Raw genomic sequence first — 18,811 nt, 5'->3', positions numbered from 1 at the left:
CCCTGCGGTTTCAGAAGGATTTTCCCTCGAAGAGCTGAGGATCGACGCTGGTGCCGTAGAGATAGGTGCCCCAATGCAGGTGCGGCGCGGTCGAGATGCCGGTATGGCCGACCGTTCCGATCGCCTCGCCCCTTTCAACGAGCTGTCCTGCCCGGACGGCAATCGTGTGCAGGTGCATGTAGATGGTGGTGAGCCCCTGGCCGTGATCAATGACGACGGTGTTGCCGTGCACCCGGAACCCTTCGCTGACCGTTCCGCACAGCACGACCCGCCCTTTCGCCGTGCTTTTTACCGGCGTTCCCTCGGGTGCGGAGATGTCGATACCCTTATGATAGCTCTCTACAGGACCGCCGTCGTACGACCGTTTCAGGCCGAAGAGGCTGCTGGTTCTGCCGGGCGACGGACGGAGGAAGATTCCCGTGTAAAGCTTTTCGGGGCTTTCGGTCAACAGGGCGGCCTTGACCCGTGTTTTTTCCGTCTCGGTCGCCTTGAGCCCCTGTTTCGACGGGTCGAGCGTGATATACTGGATTTTCCGGTTGTTCGGCTTTACCAGCACGGGGATTTTTCTCTCGCCGGACGCGGTTCGTACCAGCAGCGCGTATCCTCCGGGTTTCGTGAGGTTTTCCACCGGCACCATCGCCCGCCATGAGCTATCCGGCTGGCGAAACAGGGTATAGGTGCGCTCCATGAACCAGAGCGAAGGCAGTGTCCGCTCTCCGCTCACCCTGACGGAGAAGAACTCACCCTGTTTTTTTGCGGTTTCGGGAACCTCGACACGGAGGGTATCGGAGGAGAGCGCATGCGCTGCGGACGGTAAAGCCGCCAAGGCAAGAAAAATCAGGAGAAAGGGGGTGAGGCGTATCATGCGTCATCGGTCCTGTTAAGTTCAAGATCAAGCACGACCTCTCCGCTCCTGGCCGTTACGACCAGCCGGTCTTGCAGAAGCTCCGCTACGCTCCATGCGGTTCCGGGATGTTCCGCGCGGTTGACAAATGCCGGCAGCACAAGATAGTGAATGTCCTTTTCTTTCGCATGTCCACCGTAGTGGTAATGGCCTCCGATGCACGCCCTGACCGCAGGATACGCTTCGAGCAGTTTCCTTACCTCCCGGTGGTTCCAGAGCATTCCGTGCTTCAGGTCGGTTGTGGCGGGATGGAGCGGAAAATGGCAGATCACGATGACCGACTCTTTTTTTGCCGACGCCTCCTGCAGTTCGCTGTGGAGCCATTCGATCTGTCGCTTTCCCACTGCGCCGCAATAGTCGTGCAGCTCCGGTCGAGCAAGGCATGAGCGCAGCAGTGCGCGGTCTGCACCGGTTTCCGGCTCGTTCAGAACCGATACGTCCATGCCATCGAGCACGACGAAGCGGAATTTTTCCTTCCTGAAGGAGTAATATGCCCGTTCCATGCCGAGATTTCGCAGCAGATCCTTCTGCGGAACCGCAAGGCAGTGGTTTCCGATGACATGGTGGATGGTGCCTGTATACTTTTTCAGCATCGGGAGCACCTGTCGCAGCTCTTCTTCCGCCCGTTCCGGAGTGCCGTTTATCATGTCGCCGAGCTGCAGGACGAAGTCCAGGGAGCCGTTGCGAAAATCTTCAATACAGGCGCCAAGGTCCGGGGTTGCCGCATGAGCCCCCCCGGCAGCGTCGCTGACGCTGAAGTGTATGTCGGTGATCAGGCCGATGCGCATGGGCCGGTTGTTTTTTCGGCGCCGTTTATCCTGCGGGTTCAGTCGCTGAATTCGGAAAGGTATTTTTCCATGAACGCGTCAAGGTCGCCGTCAAGCACGGTTTCGATATCGAACCGCTCGTAGTTGGTCCGGTGGTCCTTGATGCGCCGGTCGTCGAGCACATAGCTGCGGATCTGGCTGCCCCATTCGATTTTTTTCTTTTTCCCTTCGATCTCGCGTTTCCTGGCATCCTCCTCTTCGCGCTGCCGCTGGTAGAGCTGGGCCATGAGCATTTTCATGGCCCGCTCCCGGTTCTGGAACTGCGAGCGCTCCTGCTGGCAGCCGACCACGATGCCCGAGGGGATGTGCTTGATGCGTACGGCGGTCTCCACCTTGTTGACGTTCTGGCCGCCCTTGCCACCGCTTCGGAAGGTTGAGAGTTCCAGATCCTCCTTGCGCACGTCGATTTCAACGTCGGGAGGCGCTTCCGGATAGGTATAGACGCTGGCGAATGATGTATGGCGTCGGGCGTTCGAGTCGAACGGCGAGACACGCACCAGCCGGTGAACGCCGTTTTCGGCTTTCAGATAGCCATAAGCGTAAGGTCCCTGAATTTCCAGCGTGGCGGTCTTGATGCCTGCGCCGTCGCCCTCCTGGTAGTCGTCGGTATAGACCTTGAACCCTTTGCGTTCGGCCCATCGCATATACATGCGGTAAAGCATTTCGGCCCAGTCCTGCGCCTCGGTGCCGCCTGCTCCGGCATGTATGGTGATGATGGCGTTGCCGGGATCGTCCTTGCCGGAAAGCATGTTTTTGAACTCAAGCGAGGAGATGTCGCCCTCGAGTGCGGCTATGATGCCTGAAAGTTCGTCGTTGAAGGACTCATCTTCGAGTTCGGAGGCCACGTCAAGTTCCTCGCGGCAGGTTTTCGCTCCGGCGGCTAGTCTGTCGTATGCTTCCGTCCAGGATTTATGCTCGTTCAGCTCCTTGAGGATTTTGTTGGCCTGCTGCTGATCGTTCCAGAATGCGGGGTCGGCGGTTATTTTTTCGAGATCGTCGATTTTTTCTTTGCGCTCGTCAACGTCAAAGATACCCCCGTAACTGTTCCAGGCGCTCCTCGATGGCCTGCAGTCTTTCTTTTTGTGGTTCAAACATAATACGTTGTAATACTTGTGGTTAGAAGTGTTCTTGACTTGCAGGGCCGGCATATTTCCCGCTTCTTCCGGGACCCCCGTTTTCTTTCAAAGCTAAGGAATAATTTTTTCCAGAGAATATCAAATGCATGCGGCATGCAAACTTTTATCGATACTGAGGAAATCTTCCTATTTTCCATTCAAGAAAAATACAACAGGGCTATTGCCTGCAGGTTTCCTGCAGGCAAACTGTTTTGCCCCGACTGTCCGGTTCCGTCCGGCCTGCCAACCTGAGAATCCGACTATGAACAACACATTCCGTCACACGGTCCCTCATCTGATCCTCGATGATTTTGACGGCCGCCAGAGAGTTATTATCGAACAGGTCGCACCTGAACTTGACGGGGGCAAATACCCGGTCAGGTGCATGGAGGGCGAGCTGTTGACGGTTGAGGCCGATATTTTTACCGACGGGGCAGATACCATCAGCGCGGCCATCTGCTGCAGGCCTGCGGGCGGTATCGGAGAGTGGCTGCGATTCGTCATGCAGCCAAGAGAGAACGACCGATGGGAAGGCTCTCTGCCTGCCGGCAAACCGGGCAGGTACGAGTATACCATCGAGGCATGGATCGACCATTTCATCACCTGGAAAAAAGGGCTGTCCAAAAAAGTTGAAGCAGGTCAGGACGTATCGCTCGATCTGCGGATCGGGGCGCTGTTCGTGGAGAAGGCTGCAGGCCGGGCACAGGAGGCCGATGCCCTGCAACTGCAGGCATACGGGGCAAAGATGCTTGCCCCGGAACAGGTGACGGCCGTCGCCGCGGCTTCAGACGAAGAGCTTGAGCTGCTGATGCTTCGCTATCCCGACAAGGCGCATGCCTCCCGCTATGAAAAGGCGCTCGTTCTTGTCGTTGAGACGCCGAAAGCAGGCTTCAGTTCATGGTACGAGTTTTTCCCCCGTTCATGGGGTCTCGAACCGGGCAGGCACGGCACCTTCCGCGACTGCATGCGTCTGCTCCCGCTTGTTGCCGGCATGGGGTTCGATGTGGTCTATCTGCCGCCCATACATCCGATCGGCATCACCAAGCGCAAGGGAAAGAACAACGCGCTTGTCGCGGGTCCGGATGAGCCGGGCAGCTGCTGGGCTATCGGCAGTGCCCAGGGAGGTCACAAGTCGGTGCACCCGGAACTCGGCACGCTTGAGGATTTTCGCGCTTTTGTCGCCGAAGCTGAGCGGCACTCCATCTCCGTGGCGCTCGATATCGCCTTTCAGTGTTCACCCGACCATCCCTATGTAAAAGAGCACCCGCAGTGGTTCAGGTGGCGTCCGGACGGAACGGTGCAGTTCGCCGAAAATCCTCCGAAACGGTACGAGGATATTCTGCCTATCGATTTTGAAAGTCCGGACTGGCAGAACCTCTGGATCGAGCTGCGCAGCATTTTTCTATTCTGGATCGGGAACGGGGTTTCCGTTTTCAGGGTCGACAACCCGCACACCAAGGCCTTTCCGTTCTGGGAATGGGCTATTGCCACCATACAGGAGGAGCATCCGGAAACGGTTTTTCTTGCCGAAGCCTTTACCCGTCCGCGTCTGATGGGCCGGCTTGCCAGAGCGGGATTTACCCAGTCGTACAGTTATTTCACCTGGCGCAACACCAAATGGGAGCTGCAGGAGTACCTCAGGGAACTGAGCTCGGCTCCGCTGAAACATTACATGCGTCCGAACTTCTGGCCCAACACGCCCGATATCCTGCACGAAGAGCTGCAGACCGGCGGTCGTCCGAAATTCATCATTCGCCTTGTGCTTGCTGCAACCCTCTCGTCGAACTACGGCATGTACGGCCCGGCATACGAGCTGTGCGAGCATCTGCCGGTCGCGCCGGGCAAGGAGGAGTACCTCGATTCAGAGAAATACGAAATCAAGCGGTGGGATCTCGACCGGCCGGGAAACATCAGAGCCGAAATTACGCTTCTCAACCGGATCAGAAAGGAGAACCCGGCATTGCAGAGTACATCGAACATTACCTTTCTGCGCATCGACGCATCGGCAGGCCATGAGCACGACTGGCTGATCGGGTATGTGAAGCAGTCCACAGACGGGCGAAACATCATTCTGACCGTCGTCAACCTCGACCAGTCCAACAGCCACGGCGGCTGGCTGCACCTTCCGCTCGAACGGTTCGGTATCGACGCGGGCAGCCGTTATCGTATGGAGGACCTTTTCGGCGGCGGAAGTTACGAGTGGCATGGCGAGTGGAACTACATCGAGCTGAACCCGGCAGTGATGCCCGCGCATGTGTTCAGGGTGGACTTTATATCGTAATCTCATTTTCAATAATTACTTATCAGATCTTAACGTTTCTATCATGTATCAACCCGAATCGCTCTGGTACAAAGACGCTATTATTTACGAAGCGCACGTCAAGACGTTTTTCGACAGCAACAATGACGGCATCGGTGATTTTGAAGGTTTGCGCCAGAAGCTTGGTTATCTGGAAAGTCTCGGGGTTACAGCCATCTGGCTGCTTCCGTTCTACCCCTCTCCGTTACGCGACGACGGCTACGACATCGCCGACTATATGAAGGTCAATCCCGATTACGGGACGCTCGACGATTTCCGCCAGTTTCTCGAAGAGGCCCACTCGCGCGGCCTCAAGGTGATCACCGAGCTGGTGGTCAACCACACCTCCGACCAGCACGCATGGTTCCAGCGGGCCCGAAGGGCGCCGGCAGGGTCGCCGGAGCGCAACTTCTATGTCTGGAACGATACGCCCGACAAGTACGCCGAAACCCGGATCATCTTTCAGGATTTCGAGGCTTCGAACTGGACCTACGACCCGGTTGCCGGCCAGTATTTCTGGCACCGCTTCTACCATCACCAGCCGGATCTGAACTTCGAGAACCCGGAGGTGCACAAGGCGCTTTTCGATGTGCTCGACTTCTGGCTCGGCATGGGCGTAGACGGCCTGCGTCTGGACGCCGTGCCCTACCTCTACGAAGCTGAAGGCACCAATTGCGAGAACCTTCCCCCTACCTACGAATTTCTTCGCAGGCTTCGGGCGCATGTGGACGAAAAGTTTCCCAACAGGATGCTGCTTGCCGAGGCCAACCAGTGGCCTGAAGATTCGGCGGCCTATCTCGGCGAAGGCGACCTGTGCCACATGAACTTCCATTTTCCGCTTATGCCGCGGATGTACATGGCCCTTGCCACCGAAGATCGTTTTCCCATTCTCGACATTCTCGAACAGACTCCGGAGATTCCCGAAACCTGCCAGTGGGCATCGTTTCTGCGCAACCACGACGAACTGACCCTTGAAATGGTGACTGACGAAGAGCGCGACTACATGCGACGGGTCTACGCCAACGATCCCAGGGCGCGCATCAACCTCGGCATACGCAGACGGCTTGCCCCGCTCATGTCGAACGACCGGAGGCGCATAGAGCTGATGAACATCATGCTCCTTTCGCTGCCCGGTACGCCGGTGCTCTACTACGGCGACGAGATCGGTATGGGCGACAACTACTATCTCGGCGACCGCGACGGCGTGCGCACTCCCATGCAGTGGAACTCCGACCGCAATGCGGGCTTTTCGCGCGCCAACCCGCAGCAGCTGCTGCTGCCGGTCATCATCGACCCCGAGTATCATTACGAGGCGGTGAACGTCGAGGTGCAGGAGAGCAACGTGAACTCCCTGCTCTGGTGGATGCGCCATACCATAACCACGGCGCGGCGCTACAAGTCGCTCAGCCGGGGCAGCATCGAGTTCCTGCAGGTGAACAATCCCAAGGTGCTGATCTTCACCCGCACGTTCGAGGATGAAACCATGCTGACGGTCATCAATCTGTCGCGTAATGCCCAGGCGGTCTCGATCGACCTGTCGCGCTTCGAAGGGTGCATACCCGAAGAGGTGTTCAGCCTGAACCGCTTCCCGAAAATCCGCAACATCCCCTACATGGTGGCCTTGGGCTCCTACGGGTTTTTCTGGCTCAGAATGGTCAGGGAGAGCGAAAAAGTGGACGCGCACCCTTATCTCGACAAGCCGTACGCGAAAGTATCGCGCTGGCAGGGGTGCTTTACCGGCAAAAACCGCGAGAAGCTCGAAACGGAAATTCTCCCGAAGTACTATATGGGCAGCCGCTGGTTCGGCGGCAAGGCGCGAACCGTCATTCGCGTTGCCATAGCCGATACCATTCCGGTGGAAGGTATGGCAAATGCCAAGCTGCTCATCACCGAAGTAAGCTATGCAAGCGGCGAGAACGAGCGCTACCAGCTTCCGGTCTCTTTTGTGCCCGATGCGGGGATCAACCGCACTGACGACAACTTCTACCTCCGGGCAATCGCCAGAGTCGTGCTCGGCGAGGAAGAGGGGTATCTCTGCGATGCGACCTACGAAAAGAGCTTTCTCGGCCAGCTTTTCCATCTGGTCACCGGCTGCGCCGAATGGAAAGGCAAGCTCGGCAACGTCAACGGGGTCAAGGGCGAGGCGTTCGACGCGCTCTGCAGAATCGACGGATTCGGTTCGGAACCCGCGCTGCTCGGCAACGAACAGAGCAACACCTCCATCCGCTATCGCGACGATCTCTGCCTGAAACTCTACCGGAGAATCGAAGTCGGCGTTTCGCCCGAAGTCGAGATGTGTCGCGCGCTGACCGAAAAAACCTCGTTCCGACAGCTTCCCGATTATCTCGGATCGCTCGATTACGCCCAGAACCGCACCAACCGCTACTCCATCGGCATCCTGCAGAGTTTCGTGCCCAATGAGGGCGATGCCTGGAAGCTCTCGCTCGATTACGTGCAGCGCTATTATGAAGAGGTGCTCTCGAAAGTGCAGGGTGGCATGGAGCTTCCGCCTCTCAGCGGATTGAGCGGCGACCCCGTGGCGATTCCTCCGGTCATGCAGGAGCTGATCGGCGGATCCTGGCTCGGCATGGTTGAAAAACTTGCCGAACGCACGGCCGAGATGCACATCGCGCTGGCATCGATAACCGATCAGCCCGAGTTTGCGCCGGAACCCTTCACGTCGCTCTACCAGCGCTCCATCTACCAGGCCATGTGCGAGCAGGTCAAGCGCAGCATGATTCTTCTGCGTGAAGTACGCGCTTCGATGACCGGCGAGCCCAGGGAACTGGTCGAACTGCTTCTGGCCAGCCAGAAAAAAATCCTGCAGCAGTTCGACCCGATCAGGCTCGGCAAGATCGATACGCTCAAGGTCCGCATTCACGGCGACTATCACCTCGGTCAGGTGCTCTATACCGGCAACGACTTCGTGATCATCGACTTCGAGGGCGAGCCAGCCCGTCCGATCTCCGAGCGCAAGATCAAGCGTTCGGTCTTCCGCGATGTGGCCGGTATGATGCGCTCGTTCGATTACGCGGCTTTCAATGTGCTGCTGCAGAACAACCCGGTCATCAGGCCGGAGGATGCCCAGCGTCTGGAACCGTGGGCGGAACGCTGGAGCTACTACGTGGGTCAGCATTTTGTGGATGCCTATTTCAATGCCGCCAAAGGCCATGAGATCGTTCCCGAAGATGCCGCCCAGCGCGAGCACCTGCTTCGCGGCTATCTTATGAACAAGGCGGTCTACGAGCTGAATTACGAGCTCAACAGCCGGCCGCTCTGGGCGTCGATTCCCATGCGGGGCATTCTGAAGCTTATCGAGTCGTAACCTGCAGGTATTTCTGCCGGTACGGGCCGGGTTTTTCCCGCCCTGCCGGCAATGTTTTTCCCTTCCGCCATGAGCGCTGTTGCTGCATACACCATTCAGGTCCCGGTACACGGGCGCTATCTGCTCCGGATGCCCGAAACCGGAGCTTCCGCTCCGCTGCTGGCCGGATTTCACGGTTACGGCGAAACTGCCGAAGACGAAATGGCTCGGCTCGAAGCCATCGGCGGTGCTTCCGGATACTGCCTTTGCGCCATCGAGGCGCTTCACCCCTTCCTTACACCCAAAGGGGTTTCCGGTGCAAGCTGGATGACCTCGAAGGAGCGCGACCTGCGCATCGAGGAGAATGTCGGCTATGTCGATGAGGTTTTAAGCTCGCTGCTCGATTCGGGCAGGATAAGCGGCAATCTGGTGCTCCACGGGTTCTCGCAGGGGGCAGGCATGGCCTGCCGTACTGCCGTGATTGGCCGGCACGCCGTTACGGGGGTGATGCTGCTCGGCGGCGATATACCGCCGGAACTCGACCGGCTCGAACGGATGCGGCGGGTGCACCTTGCGCGGGGAAGGCGCGACCCCCTCTATGCGGAGGAGCGCTTCGTGCGCGATGCCGGGCGACTCAGGGATGCTGAAGTGGCCTGCTCGCCGGTGACCTTTGCCGGCGGCCACGGGGCCAACGAAGAGTATTACCGTTCGGCAGCGGAGTTTCTGAGGGCTATCGGGAGGTAGCGCTTTTTGCCTTGTTCCACAGCACATCCAGTTCTTCCGGGCCGTACTCCTGCCAGGGCCGGCCTGAGGCCTGCACCTCGCGTTCCATACAGGCGAAGCGTGTCATGAACTTGCCGGTAGCCTTGCGGAGCGAATCCTCGGGGTTCACGCCCAGAAAACGGCTGTAGTTGACGATGGTGAAGAGCAGGTCGCCGAACTCGTCCTCCTGCTCCGTTTTCGTTGTGGCGCCCTGCAGCTCGCCGATCTCTTCGGAGAGCTTTTCGAGCACCTCGTCGCCGGTTTTCCAGTCGAAGCCAACGCCAGCCACCTTTTTCTGCACCCGGTAGGCGCGCAGCAGTTCCGACATGGCCTTCGGCACGCCGTCGAGAAGGCTTATGCGCCCCTCCCTGAGCTTGAGGGTTTCCCAGTTTTTCAGCACATCCGTTTCGCTGTCGGCCACGATGTCGCCGAACACGTGCGGGTGCCGGCCGATAAGCTTCTCGCAGAGCGAGGTGAACACGTCGGAAAAGGTGAACGAGCCGCTCTCCTCGGCCAGAATCACCTGAAAGCAGATGTGCAGAAAGAGGTCGCCAAGCTCTTTTTTCAGCTCGACCTCGTCGCCCTCGTCGATGGCGTGGATCAGCTCGTAGCTCTCCTCGAGCAGCAGATGGGCAAGAGACTCCCTTGTCTGTTTCCTGTCCCAGGGGCACTCATGGCGGAGTACCCTGACGAGATTGACAACCCGCTCGAAGTTATCGGCAACTCCGTTTCCATCGGGATTCAGTACCGAGGCTTTCAGTGATTCGATCGACGGGTCGTTCATGGTTTCCGGGTATTGCATTTCTGGGTGTCATCAGAGTCCGTTGTGTGCCAAAGTTACCATTTCTTCTCTATATTTCTGCTAAACATGGCCAGACAATCAACCCCGTTTACCCGTGAACCTTCAGAACCGTACCGCCGTCGTAACCGGATCGAGTTCCGGGATCGGCCTGCATACCGCAACCGAACTGCTTGAAAAAGGGGCCGTTGTCTACGGCCTGAGCCGCCGCGAAACCCCGATCGGGCATGACCGGTTCCGCTGGATCGGCACCGACCTCTCTGTGCCTTTTGAAATCGCCGCGGCATTCCTGACCATCAGGGAGCTTGCGGGAACCATATCGGTGCTGGTGAACAACGCCGGGCTCGGGATTTTCGGCGATGTCGAGACCATAACCCCCGAAGCGTGGGCGGAGGTTATCGGCGTCAACCTGACGGCGGCCTTTCTCTGCAGTCGCGAGGTTGTGCCGCAGATGAAGCAGCACCGCTCCGGCACCATCGTGAACGTCTCCTCCATAGCCGGAAAGCGCGGCTTCAAGGGAGGGACGGCTTACTGCGCCTCGAAATTCGGCCTGAACGGCTTTTCGGAAGCGCTCATGGAGGAACTGAGGGAGTTCGGCATCCGAGTCTGCACCGTCAACCCCGGATCGACCGATACGGAATTTTTCGACCGATCGGCCGTTCAGCCGAACAAACGCATGGGCCCGCAGGACGTCGCCCGTGTCATCGTTTCGGCCATCGAGCTTCCTGACGACGTTCTTGCCGATCAGATCGTCGTTCGTCCGCTGTAACCCTCGTCATCATCCACTATAACGCACCCATGCCAGACCATCAGCAGCAAGTCGTCATCCAGGAAGAGCCCATAGCAGCCATAGCAACGCCTGTAGGAGTAGGAGCGCTCGCCGTCATCCGCATCAGCGGCAGAGGCGTGCTCGACATCGCACAGCGGCTTTTCAGAAAATCCGGCCATCCCGACTTTCAGCTCCGTGAGTCGAAGGGCTTTACGGCCCATTTCGGCCGGGTGTACGAGCGCGAAGAACTTGTCGACGAGGTGGTTGCCCTGGTGTTCCGCTCGCCGAACTCCTATACCAGGGAGGATATGGTGGAGTTCAGCTGCCACGGCGGGCCTGTGGTTGTCAGGCACATGCTGCAGGCGTTCTGCAATGCAGGGTGCCGTCTGGCCGAGCCTGGCGAGTTCACCCGCAGGGCCTTTCTTAACGGGCGCATAGACCTTCTGCAGGCCGAGGCCATCGGAGAGATGATTCACGCCCGATCGGAATCGGCATACCGGACAGCGGTGAACCAGATGCAGGGCAATCTGTCCATGAAGCTCGAACAGTTGCGCCAGAGACTGCTGGAGTCCTGCGCCCTGCTCGAACTCGAACTGGACTTCAGCGAGGAGGAGGTGGAGTTCCAGAGCCGCGGCGAGCTGAGGCTGCAGCTCGGGCAGCTGCAGGACGAGGTACAGAAACTCGTGGACTCCTACCGGCACGGCCGTCTGCTCAGCGAAGGGGTGGCTACGGTGATCGTCGGCAAGCCCAATGCGGGCAAATCCACCCTGCTCAACACCCTGCTCGGCGAGGAGCGGGCTATCGTGAGCCATATGCCCGGCACCACGCGCGACTACATCGAGGAGTGTTTCGTGCACGAAAAGACCATGTTCCGCCTTACCGATACCGCCGGGCTGCGCGAAGCCGCCGAGGAGATCGAGCGGGAGGGAGTCGGCAGGAGCTACAAAAAGATCGGCGAGGCCGACCTGATCCTCTACATGCTCGACCTGAGCCAGCCGGACTGGCTGAAGGAGGCGGAGGTGATCAGGGAGTTCCGCGACACCTACAACCGGGCAAAACTCATCGTCATAGCCAACAAGACCGACCTCTCCGCTGAAAGCGCATTGCGCATCAGCACGCTGCAGGAAGAGACCTGCTGCGATGTCGCGGGTGTCTCGGCAAAGCAGGGCGAGGGGATCGAAGGGCTGCTCCGGCTCATGAGCGGCATGGTCGAAGGGCTCGACAAGCTGCACGACGCCAGCGTGCTGGTCACCAGCCTGCGCCACTACGCCTCACTGCGCAACGCCGGCGACGCCGTCCGGAACGCACTGGAACTTCTCGGCGCGTACGCCGGCACCGAACTCATCGCCTTCGAACTCCGCTCAGCCCTCGACTATGTCGGCGAGATCACCGGGAAGGTGGTCAGCGGGGAGCTGCTCAACGTGATTTTTGACCGGTTCTGCATCGGGAAATAGCGGGTAAGGACATAAAGGCCGGAACGGGCCAATGGAAAATAAGTTGAGATATTCAGGTCCCTTATGTCCGTTATGTCCCTGCATTCAATAAAACAGCATATTCAATTCTTTATGACCGGCTCGTTCATTCCCCCGCAGGACTGTTATCATAACCAGTTGTCCCGCAAAAAGGCACAGATCGTCTACGATGCCACCGTGTATTTCTGCAACCGGTTTTTCCTCAGGCCCGATCGAACCATCGACCGGATGGTGCAGGCTGCCCGTTCGGGGAAGCAGAATATCGTCGAGGGCAGTCAGGCACCGGGTGCGTCGAAGGAGACGGAGATCAGACTGACCAGTGTCGCCCGGGCAAGTCTGGAGGAACTGCTCGAGGATTACCGCGATTTTCTGAGGATGCAAGGGTTGCAGGAGTGGCCCCAGGGGCATCCGTACACAAAGCGGATGCGGGAGTTGAACGGCCAGCCGGGAGCTGATTACGAGACCTTCCGCAAGGGAATCGAGCATGCCGATCCGGAAATTTCCGCAAATGTGGTGATGGGACTGATAAAGGTCACGACATTTCTGCTCGACAGGCAACTGGAGCAGCAGGAGCACTCATTTCCTGAGGATGGCGGTCTGCGGGGAGCGCAGGCATAATGCCCGAAAACGGAATAAAGACAGTTAGGCCCTTTATGTCCCTTCGGTACCCGAAAGTTTTTCCTATGACCTGTAAGTTACTGCCTCATGGTCCGCAACCGCCATATAGTCCCCGTAAAAAAGCAATCCATGAGCCCTTCACGGATTGCTTTTTTGCTTTGCCTGCGTATATATAAATGATATCAGTAACGTATCAAGCAATACACACCATGAATGAGCAGTATGAAAGGATAGCGATTGTAACCGGAGCCACATCCGGCATCGGTGAGGCGACGGCGCGCCTGTTCGCGGCTTCCGGTTACGGGGTCGTGGGCAGCGGACGCAATGCGGAAAAACTGGCCGATCTTGAGCGCGAGCTCGGCAGGGTATTCTGCGCGGTGGCCGGAGACGCCGCCGATGAGGCGGTGATCGACCGGCTGTTCGCAGCGTCCGGGGCGAGGTTCAGCAGGGAGCCCGACATCGTGGTGGCCAACGCAGGGCGCGGACTCGGCGGTTCGGTGAAGGATGCCGACCTCGGGGAGTTCAGGGAGGTGCTCGACATCAACGTGACCGGAGCGCTGCTGCTTCTGCAGAAGGCCGCCCGCAGGATGGTTGCCATGCAGGAAGGGCGCTTTCCCGGAAAAGCCGCCGATATCGTCGTTGTCGGTTCCACCGTCGGGCGTCAGATTTCGCCTTTCAGTGCGGTGTACGGGGCTACGAAATTCGCCGTGCACTCCCTTGCCGAGGGGCTGCGTCGCGAAATCGGCCCGAAAGGCGTACGGGTGTCGCTGGTGGCGCCTGGCATCGTGGTGAGCGGGTTTCAGTCGGTGGCGGGCTATACCGACGATCTGGTCAATACCTTTCACGACCGGTTCGGTCCGCTGCTCTTCGGAGAGGATGTGGCCCGGGCGATTCACGGGATCGTATCGCAGCCGCCGCATGTGCATTTCAGCGATGTCGTCGTGCGGCCGACACGCCAGGATTATCCCTAAGGGCGAGCTGCATAGTTGTCGGTCTCTTCGGCCGCTTTCGGCCGGCTGAATCGGGAGAAACGGTTATTCCGGAAAAGAAGATGAACCTTAAGTCGATTTGTGTTTACTGTGGATCAAGTCCCGGTATTCTTCCCGAATACATCGCTGCCGCGACGCAATTCGGGAGGCTTCTTGCCCTTCGCGGCATCGAACTTGTCTTTGGGGGCGGCAATGTGGGATTGATGGGCGCAGTCGCTGATGGTGCGCTCGATGCAGGCGGGAGAGTAACCGGCGTCATACCCCGGAGACTTCTGGAAAAAGAGGTCGCCCACAAAAACCTTACCGAGCTTCGCTGCGTTTCCTCGATGCACGAGCGGAAGATGATGATGGCCGACCTGTCGGACGCCTTTGTGGCTTTGCCGGGCGGTATCGGCACGCTTGAGGAGATATTCGAGGTCTATACGTGGACGCAGTTGGGTTTTCACCGGAAACCCTGCGCATTCCTGAATGTCGCCGGTTTTTATTCGGGCCTGTTTTCCTTTCTCGAGTTCATGGTGGAACAGCGGTTTGTCAAGGATGAGCATTACAGGAGCCTGATTGTCGATTCGGATGGCGCCCGGCTCATCGATCGCATCGCCGCATACGAGCATGTTGCCCTCGATAAATGGATAGACAGAAAAAAAGAGGCCTGATCAATCTTATCCGGTAGCGCCGTGTCGTTCTATTCCGAATTCGCCCCCTATTACGAGCAGGTGTTTCCGTTCAGGGAGGAGGTGTACGATTTCCTGAAGGGATATGCCCGGGCCGACGGCGCTGTACTCGATATCGGGTGCGGTCCGGGCCATTACTGCGGAAGATTTGCCCGTGACGGCTTTGCCGCCGTGGGGATCGATCTCGACAGCCGGATGATCGGAGCGGCCAAGGCATCCTATCCGCAGGCCTCGTTCCACTGCATGGACATGGCCGATGCCGGTGTTCTTCAGGGGACTTTCGGTTTGGCGTATTCCATCGGCAACGTGTTGTCCCACCTGTCTCCCGGCAAACTGGAGCGGTTCATTGCAGAGATGTACACCCTGCTCGCTCCGGGTGGATGCTGGGTGCTGCAGGTCGTGAACTGGGAGGAGATGCTCGATCGGAGGGAGTTCCTGTTTCCGGTAAAAACGCTTGATGGCGGAGAGATGACCTTTCATCGCCGGTACAGCGATATAACGCAGGAACAGGTGCGGTTCACGTTTTCGCTCAAAAGGGGGGATGCGGCGGTTTTCAGCGAAGAGTTCGCTCTCTATCCGGTAACTTCCGGCAGGTACCGCCAGCTTCACGAGCGAGCGGGTTTTATCTGTACGGGCAGTTACGGCGCTTTCGGCGGCAAGGCGTTCAGCAGGGAGCGTTCAGCCGCGCTGGTGATGGTTTTCAGGAAAGGGAAATAGCGTATATCAGTTCACGGCCACGATCCGTACCGATGCCGTGCCTCTGCCGAGCAGGCCGAGCTCTCTTGCCGCGGCGGGAGAGACGTCTATAATCCGGCTTCTGAGGTATGGGCCGCGATCGTTGATTCGCACGATAACTTCCCTCCCGTTGTCGAGATTGGTTACCCTGACCGTGGTTCCGAAAGGGAGGGTGCGGTGTGCGGCGGTAAAGTCCTGTACGCTGAAGCGTTCTCCGCTTGCAGTTCTTTTTCCGTGGAAGCGCTGGGAATAATAGGATGCCCGGCCTTCAGAAGCGAGCATGCCGCTGCTGCCGGAAACAGCCGTGGTCGCGGGTGTTTCGGACTGAAAAACAGGTTCGGCAGCACCGCAGGTAGCCGGGCGGAGTGCGACCAGAACGAGCAGTATTGCCGTGGCTGACGCAGACGGGAATTTGAACGTTTGCCGCATGATCCTGTTGTTTTCTGCCGGGTACCGAGCGCTCCGCTTCTCCTGGCAGCCTTTCAGGCAATTGGAGAGCGGCGCGATGCTCGATAGCAGTGCAGGTTTCTGAAAATGCTCTCTATCCGGAGTATGCGTCCGCGATTTGTTTATTGATGGCTTCCACGCGCACCTGGGCGGTTCCGGATCTGAACAGGCCGATCTCTTTGGCTGCTTCTGCCGAAAGATCGATTATTCTTCCCTTGATAAAAGGACCGCGGTCGTTGATGCGCACAATGACATCCTTGCCATTTCGGAGATTGGTGACCCTTACGCGGGTACCGAAAGGCAGGGAAGGATGCGCGGCGGTCAGTTCGTTCATGTCGAACGTTTCGCCGTTTGCTGTTTTTTTACCGTGAAACTGGTTTGCGTAATATGATGCCTTTCCTTCCGAAACCAGAAGAAAGCTTTGGGCTTTGTTTCTGCCCTCAGGACGGGAGTCGGCAAAAGCTGTGGAATGAATTGCTGATTCGAGCTGGTCTGATGAACCCGAAAAAGGCATGCTTGTCTGGCATGCGGAAAAGAGTAAACAGGTCAGTACGCCATAGATCGAAAAAGAGAAGATTTTTTTTTCATGTCTCATAAATGCTAAGGTTTAGCACTCTGTCCCTTAAACAAGATCGACAATAAGAACAGGTAAATTGAATAAAATTTCATTTAGTATTCATTGTTTTGACAACACTAAATATAGAGAATAATATTTTAAAGATGCAAATAAGGCACTAAAGCCGCTGATAGCGGTGCTTTCCGGAGGCATAAATGGCATTTTTCCTCAGAAATCCGGTCGGTTTTTCGTCCGGGTTTGTTACTTTACCATGCCGGTAAAGAGGAGATTGATAAGGGTTTTTTTTAAAAAAAATGAATATTATTCACAGGGCATCCATTGTTGCCGCTGTTTCGCTGCTGCTGCATACGACCACCGTGGTCGCCGAGACCGCAGATGAGTACATTGAGCTGGGTATCGGACTTGGACGACAAGGGCACGTTCAGGAGGCCATCGATTCTTTCAGCAGAGCCATCATGCTCGATCCCGAAAATGCTGGAGCGTATTACAACCGGGGACTCGCAAAATCCCTTGGAGGCGATGCCAGACAGGCTCTTGCCGATTATACCAGAGCGATTGATCTCGATCCGAAACTGCTCGGGGCGTATAACAACAGGGGATTTGCCCGTGCGGCTCTCGGGGATTTCAGGGGAGCAGTCGCCGATATTTCAAAAGCGATAGCGCTTGACCCTGCCATCCCGGAATTCTACAATAACCGGGGCACGGCCAGATCGGCACTTGGCGACTACAAGGGAGCTATTGCAGATTACTCCCGCTCGATACAGCTCAGTCCGCAGCTTGCCGGCGCATATAACAACCGGGGTCTTGCAAAAAGCCTCAGTGGCGACCACAGAGGAGCCATCAGTGATTTCTCGCTCGCTCTCGAACGGGACCAGGGATATGACGCAGCATGGTACAACCGCGGCAACGCCAGGGCGAACAGCGGTGATCTGAAGGGCGCCCTGGAAGATTACAACAAGGCGCTGATTCTCAATACCGGGCTGGTCGAGGCATACAACAACCGAGCCTGTACGAAGGCTGCGCTTGGCGATTACCAGGGCGCAATTGACGATATGAACCGGCTTCTTCAGATCAGACCGGAGAACGCCGAAGCCTATTACAACAGAGGGCTGGCCAGAAAACAGCTGGGAGATGCCGGCGGAGCGATCGAAGATATGCAGAAGGCCGCCAGTCTTGGCGATACGCTTTCCATCCAGGCGCTCAGGGCGCTGGGGAAGTAGGCTTCTTCCGGTCCTCGCTGCCGGTAAACTTTTTATATGACGCTGCCGGTTATAGCAAACGGTGTTTAACGCTTGGTAACGATTGCTGTGAGGTGCCTATGCGTCTTATTCTCATGACCGGCAAAGGCGGCGTCGGCAAAACATCCATGGCGGCTGCGACAGGGCTTCGCTGTGCGGAACTCGGCTACAAGACGCTGGTACTGAGCACCGACCCTGCCCATTCGCTTGCCGACAGCTTCGATATGCCTCTCGGGCATGAACCGGTAAGAGTTTCCGAGAACCTTTACGCTGCCGAGCTCGATGTGCTGCAGGAACTCGAACAGAACTGGGGGGCGGTAAAGCGTTACATCACGGAGGTGCTGCAGGCACGGGGGCTGGATGCCGTACAGGCCGATGAGTTGGCTATTTTGCCGGGAACCGATGAAATTTTCGGGCTTGTCAGGGTGTTCCGCCACCACCGGGAGGGGAGCTACGATGTGCTGATCATCGATTCGGCGCCTACCGGAACGGCTCTGAGACTTCTGAGCATTCCGGAAGTGACCGGCTGGTACATGCGCCGGTTTTACAGGCCGATGGAAAAAGTCGCGCTCTATCTTCGGCCACTCGTTGAACCGATTTTTCGCCCGATTGCGGGGTTTTCGCTTCCCGACAAGGCGCTGATGCAGATTCCCCATGAGTTCTATGAAAACATAGCGGCGCTCGGCGGCATTCTTACCGATAATACCGTTACCTCCGTACGGCTTGTTACCAACCCTGAAAAAATGGTGATCAAGGAGTCGTTGCGTGCGCATGCTTACCTGAGTCTCTACAATATCTCCGTCGATCTGGTCATCGCCAACAGAATCATCCCGCCCGAGGTCAACGATCCTTATTTTGTTTACTGGAAGGCGAACCAGGCAATCTACCGTCAGGAGATTATCGACAGTTTCAGCCCCCTGCCGGTCAAGGAGGTGCCGCTTTATTCCCGTGAAATCTGCGGTATGGATGCGCTGGAAAAACTCAGGGATTTTCTCTATCCGGACGGGGAGGACCCATCACAGGTATACTACCATAACCAGACCTTACGGGTGCTGAAGGTTGCGGACGGGTTTTCTCTCGAGCTGTATCTGCCCGGAATACCCAAAGAGCAGATACAGCTCAGCAAGAGCGGGGACGAGCTCAATATCCGGATCGGGAATCACCGGCGCAATATGGTGCTTCCCCAGTCGCTGGCTACACTGAAAACGGACGGTGCGGAAATGGAGGGCGAGCGTCTGGTGATCCGCTTTACCGAAAAACCCTGAAAACGGACGGTTATCGTACA

At 57.5% G+C, this 18,811-nt stretch carries 17 protein-coding genes; 11 read left to right on the top strand and 6 right to left on the bottom strand.

What is annotated here, in order from left to right; translation table 11 throughout:
- Window positions 1-10: 10 nt before the first annotated feature.
- The 3 genes from WBP50_RS08480 to prfB all read right to left on the bottom strand — a co-directional run bounded on the left by WBP50_RS08480 (window position 11) and on the right by prfB (window position 2,826).
- Window positions 11-865, bottom strand: a complete 855-nt coding sequence (locus tag WBP50_RS08480; RefSeq protein ID WP_423933386.1) for a M23 family metallopeptidase — start codon at window positions 863-865, stop codon at window positions 11-13.
- Window positions 862-1,692 carry a metallophosphoesterase gene (locus tag WBP50_RS08475; RefSeq protein WP_423933383.1) on the bottom strand — a complete coding sequence of 277 codons (831 nt, stop codon included), beginning with the start codon at window positions 1,690-1,692 and terminating at the stop codon, window positions 862-864. Before WBP50_RS08475 ends, WBP50_RS08480 begins: the two co-directional genes overlap by 4 nt.
- A 38-nt stretch (window positions 1,693-1,730) precedes the next feature.
- Window positions 1,731-2,826 (bottom strand): peptide chain release factor 2 gene (gene prfB / locus WBP50_RS08470; protein WP_423933380.1). Its coding sequence is split into 2 segments (ribosomal slippage): window positions 1,731-2,756 and window positions 2,758-2,826, totalling 1,095 coding nucleotides; the frame shifts between segments, so codons are not numbered across the junction.
- 282 nt (window positions 2,827-3,108) lie between these two features.
- Between prfB and WBP50_RS08465 the strand changes: the two genes are divergently transcribed.
- From WBP50_RS08465 to WBP50_RS08455, 3 genes are all read left to right on the top strand, one after another.
- Window positions 3,109-5,127 (top strand): alpha-1,4-glucan--maltose-1-phosphate maltosyltransferase, encoded by a 2,019-nt coding sequence (locus WBP50_RS08465; protein ID WP_423933377.1) that lies wholly within the window; start codon window positions 3,109-3,111, stop codon window positions 5,125-5,127.
- A 43-nt stretch (window positions 5,128-5,170) separates the two neighbouring features.
- The gene (gene treS / locus WBP50_RS08460) at window positions 5,171-8,470 is read left to right on the top strand and encodes a maltose alpha-D-glucosyltransferase (RefSeq protein WP_423933374.1); all 3,300 of its coding nucleotides are present in this window, start codon (window positions 5,171-5,173) and stop codon (window positions 8,468-8,470) included.
- A gap of 69 nt (window positions 8,471-8,539) precedes the next feature.
- Window positions 8,540-9,193 carry an alpha/beta hydrolase gene (locus WBP50_RS08455; RefSeq protein WP_423933372.1) on the top strand — a complete coding sequence of 218 codons (654 nt, stop codon included), beginning with the start codon at window positions 8,540-8,542 and terminating at the stop codon, window positions 9,191-9,193.
- Here the strand turns inward: WBP50_RS08455 and mazG are convergent.
- The gene (gene mazG, locus WBP50_RS08450; RefSeq protein ID WP_423933371.1) at window positions 9,180-9,995 is read right to left on the bottom strand and encodes a nucleoside triphosphate pyrophosphohydrolase; all 816 of its coding nucleotides are present in this window, start codon (window positions 9,993-9,995) and stop codon (window positions 9,180-9,182) included. The two genes, WBP50_RS08455 and mazG, sit on opposite strands and share 14 nt — an antisense overlap.
- A gap of 112 nt (window positions 9,996-10,107) precedes the next feature.
- On the opposite strand from mazG, the gene WBP50_RS08445 reads away from it, so the two are divergent.
- From WBP50_RS08445 to WBP50_RS08420, 6 genes are all read left to right on the top strand, one after another.
- Window positions 10,108-10,779: an SDR family oxidoreductase gene (locus WBP50_RS08445; RefSeq protein ID WP_423933368.1), complete on the top strand. Its 672-nt coding sequence runs from the start codon at window positions 10,108-10,110 to the stop codon at window positions 10,777-10,779.
- 29 nt (window positions 10,780-10,808) lie between these two features.
- Entirely contained in the window at window positions 10,809-12,233 is a 1,425-nt protein-coding gene (gene mnmE / locus WBP50_RS08440; protein WP_423933365.1) for a tRNA uridine-5-carboxymethylaminomethyl(34) synthesis GTPase MnmE, read from the top strand.
- A 111-nt stretch (window positions 12,234-12,344) separates the two neighbouring features.
- A complete protein-coding gene (locus WBP50_RS08435; protein ID WP_423933363.1) occupies window positions 12,345-12,869 on the top strand; it encodes a four helix bundle suffix domain-containing protein in 525 nt (174 codons plus the stop codon).
- 209 nt (window positions 12,870-13,078) lie between these two features.
- On the top strand, window positions 13,079-13,840 hold the full coding sequence (locus WBP50_RS08430) for an SDR family oxidoreductase (protein ID WP_423933361.1): 762 nt from the start codon (window positions 13,079-13,081) through the stop codon (window positions 13,838-13,840).
- Window positions 13,841-13,920: 80 nt separating this feature from the next.
- Window positions 13,921-14,511 (top strand): TIGR00730 family Rossman fold protein, encoded by a 591-nt coding sequence (locus tag WBP50_RS08425; RefSeq protein WP_423933359.1) that lies wholly within the window; start codon window positions 13,921-13,923, stop codon window positions 14,509-14,511.
- A gap of 21 nt (window positions 14,512-14,532) precedes the next feature.
- On the top strand, window positions 14,533-15,246 hold the full coding sequence (locus tag WBP50_RS08420) for a class I SAM-dependent methyltransferase (RefSeq protein WP_423933357.1): 714 nt from the start codon (window positions 14,533-14,535) through the stop codon (window positions 15,244-15,246).
- A gap of 6 nt (window positions 15,247-15,252) precedes the next feature.
- Here the strand turns inward: WBP50_RS08420 and WBP50_RS08415 are convergent, their stop codons facing one another.
- The gene (locus tag WBP50_RS08415) at window positions 15,253-15,693 is read right to left on the bottom strand and encodes a septal ring lytic transglycosylase RlpA family protein (RefSeq protein ID WP_423933355.1); all 441 of its coding nucleotides are present in this window, start codon (window positions 15,691-15,693) and stop codon (window positions 15,253-15,255) included.
- 112 nt (window positions 15,694-15,805) lie between these two features.
- Complete coding sequence (locus WBP50_RS08410; protein ID WP_423933352.1) at window positions 15,806-16,306, bottom strand: septal ring lytic transglycosylase RlpA family protein; 501 nt, start codon at window positions 16,304-16,306, stop codon at window positions 15,806-15,808.
- Between the two features lie 275 nt (window positions 16,307-16,581).
- Here WBP50_RS08410 and WBP50_RS08405 point away from each other — a divergent pair, with 275 nt between their 5' ends.
- A complete protein-coding gene (locus WBP50_RS08405; protein ID WP_423933349.1) occupies window positions 16,582-17,508 on the top strand; it encodes a tetratricopeptide repeat protein in 927 nt (308 codons plus the stop codon).
- Window positions 17,509-17,606: 98 nt separating this feature from the next.
- Window positions 17,607-18,791: a TRC40/GET3/ArsA family transport-energizing ATPase gene (locus WBP50_RS08400; protein WP_423933438.1), complete on the top strand. Its 1,185-nt coding sequence runs from the start codon at window positions 17,607-17,609 to the stop codon at window positions 18,789-18,791.
- Window positions 18,792-18,811 lie beyond the last annotated feature (20 nt).

The organism is Chlorobium sp., assembly GCF_049593655.1.
Classification (GTDB): domain Bacteria; phylum Bacteroidota; class Chlorobiia; order Chlorobiales; family Chlorobiaceae; genus Chlorobium.
This window is presented reverse-complemented; position numbering and strand designations above follow the sequence as displayed.